General features: G+C 32.7%; 3 protein-coding genes. All 3 read left to right on the top strand.

Annotated elements, in window-relative coordinates; genetic code table 11:
• Positions 1-86 precede the first annotated feature (86 nt).
• Positions 87-1,586 (top strand): glucose-6-phosphate dehydrogenase, encoded by a 1,500-nt coding sequence (zwf, locus tag CEX73_RS02255; RefSeq protein WP_101626976.1) that lies wholly within the window; start codon positions 87-89, stop codon positions 1,584-1,586.
• Between the two features lie 158 nt (positions 1,587-1,744).
• Complete coding sequence (gene ftnA, locus CEX73_RS02260; protein WP_101626977.1) at positions 1,745-2,230, top strand: non-heme ferritin; 486 nt, start codon at positions 1,745-1,747, stop codon at positions 2,228-2,230.
• Between the two features lie 87 nt (positions 2,231-2,317).
• On the top strand, positions 2,318-2,731 hold a 414-nt coding region (gene proQ, locus CEX73_RS02265), incomplete at its 3' end, for an RNA chaperone ProQ (RefSeq protein WP_101626978.1).

A 2,731-nucleotide genomic window follows, 5' to 3' on the forward strand; every position in this document is an offset into this window, starting at 1 on the left:
ATAAAAAAGAATTTCATGTGTTTTAAAACAATAGTAGAGGTATAATTCAAGTAATTAATACAACTATCTTGCACGAGGACAAAAACATGACTGTGACATCTATCGCACAAGCATGTGATCTAGTTATTTTTGGTGCAAAAGGAGATCTAGCTCGCCGTAAATTATTACCCTCGTTGTATCAGCTAGAAAAATTAAGTTATATTCATCCGGAAACACGTATTATTGGTGTTGGTCGCGCAGAATGGGATGTCTTAGCTTATACTAATATGGTACGTCAAGCATTAGAACATTTTATGACAGAACCTATTGACGAACAATTATGGAAGATTTTAAGCGCACGTTTAAATTTTTGTAATTTAGATGTCAATGATACCCAAAACTTTAGTAGGTTAGCAAAAATATTAGATATGAGGTCTAGAGTTACAGTTAATTATTTAGCTATGCCACCAAATACTTTTGGCTCAATTTGTCAAGGATTAGGACAATTTGGTATTAATAAATACCCTAATCGTGTAGTTATGGAAAAACCACTAGGTACTAGTTTAGTATCATCACGTATCATTAACGATCAAGTATCGAATTATTTTAAAGAAACTCAAGTATATCGTATCGATCATTATCTTGGTAAAGAAACGGTACTCAATTTACTTGCTCTACGTTTTGCTAATTCTTTATTCACAACTAACTGGGATAATCGTACTATTGATCACGTACAGATAACTGTAGCTGAAGAAGTAGGCATTGAAGGGCGTTGGGGATATTTTGATCAAACAGGTCAGATGCGTGACATGATTCAAAGCCATTTGCTACAAATATTAACTATGATTGCGATGTCACCTCCTTCTGATTTAACTACTGATAGTATCCGCGATGAGAAAGTAAAAGTGTTACGTTCACTACGTCCTATTAATTACAGTAATGTACGTGATACGACAGTACGTGGACAGTACACAGCTGGCTTTATCAAAGGTATAAAAGTACCAGGTTATCTAGAAGAAGAAGGCGCAAACACAAATAGTTGTACTGAAACTTTTGTTTCTCTTCGTGTGGATATTGATAATTGGAGATGGGCAGGAGTACCCTTCTATTTACGCACTGGTAAGCGTTTACCTATGAAATGTTCAGAAGTAGTAGTATATTTTAAAAATCCACCTATTAATTTATTTCGGGACTCTTATCAAAAACTACCGCCAAACAAACTTACTATTCGTCTACAGCCAGATGAAGGAATGGACATTCAGATTTTAAATAAAGTACCTAAATTGGATCATAAACATCGTTTACAAATGACTAAATTAGATCTAAGTTTTACTAAAACTTTTAACCAGACACATCTATCAGATGCTTATGAACGTCTCTTACTAGAAACTATGCGAGGAATTCAGGCACTTTTTGTTCGAAGAGATGAAATAGAAGAAGCCTGGAAATGGGTAGATTCAATTATCGACGCTTGGAAAGCAGACGCTAATGCACTAAAAGTATATCAAGCTGGCACTTGGGGACCAGTAGCATCTGTAGCATTGATGACTAGAGATAGTCGCTCTTGGCATCAGTTAGAAGAAAACTTTTCTGAAGTAAAAAAATAAATTAATTATGTTTATTTTAAACTTATTTAACATATATAAGATATTAAAACTCAAGCGTTTAATTAGTTACAAAAATGTTATTCACTATTTTAATTAATCAGTAACTCAAATAAAGTAGATCAAAAATTACTCTATTGATTTCAATCAGGATTTGACTAATGTTAAAACAAGAAGTTACAACGAAGCTTTATGAACAACTGAATTTAGAATGTTATTCTGCTAATCTGTATTTGCAAATGAGTGCTTGGTGTCATAACAAAAGTTTTGAAGGTATCAGCCAATTTTTTAAAAAGCAATCGCAAGAAGAAAGAAATCACATATACCGTATTTTTGACTATTTAAATGAAACAAGTACTATGCCTATGTTAGGTGCTATTGAAGCCCCGCCGTTTAATTTCTCGTCACTACCTGAATTAATAAATCTTGCCTACGAACATGAAAAAAATATTACCAATAAAATTCACCGGCTAGTTCACATAGCTATGAATCTACAAGATTACTCAACATTCCACTTTTTACAGTGGTACGTTGCTGAACAGCATAAAGAAGAGCAGATTTTTCTCTCTATATTAAATAAATTTAAAATCATAGCTATCGATAATAATGGATTATTCTTAATAGACCAAATGATTAATAATTTATAATATAAATTTAAATTATATATTATTATTGTTTTATTATAAATAATACTATTAATACTAATATAAGTGTTGTTTTCATCAGGAATATTAATGGAAAATCAATCTAAGTTGAACAGTAACAAAAAAGTGATTGCTTTTCTTACCCAACACTTTCCGCTATGTTTTACCTCAGTAGGTGAAACGCGACCACTAAAAATAGGTATTTTTAAAGATCTGGTAGAATGGGTACAGAGCCAAGATACTCTGAGCAAAACTAAGTTGCGTTCTGCATTACGTCTTTATACATCAAGCTGGCGTTATTTATATGGAATCAAGCATGGAGTACAACGTGTAGATCTGAATGGTCATTCATGTGGAGAATTAAAAGCAGAACATATTGAGTATGCACGTAAGCAACTAGAGGAAGTCAAAGCTCGTATTTATCAGCATCGTATAGTACAAAAAATTAAACACAGTGAGCTAGAAAAATCTTCTGTGCCACAATGTTCACAGTATATGCAGACA

The sequence above is a fragment of the Candidatus Palibaumannia cicadellinicola genome (genome assembly GCF_002855795.1).
In the GTDB taxonomy this organism is placed as follows: domain Bacteria; phylum Pseudomonadota; class Gammaproteobacteria; order Enterobacterales; family Enterobacteriaceae; genus Baumannia; species Baumannia cicadellinicola_C.

Excerpts from the sequence above, each read along its gene's own strand:
- zwf (WP_101626976.1), top strand. The coding sequence starts at position 87 with ATGACTGTGACATCTATCGCACAAGCATGTGATCTAGTTATTTTTGGT.
- ftnA (WP_101626977.1), top strand. The coding sequence starts at position 1,745 with ATGTTAAAACAAGAAGTTACAACGAAGCTTTATGAACAACTGAATTTA.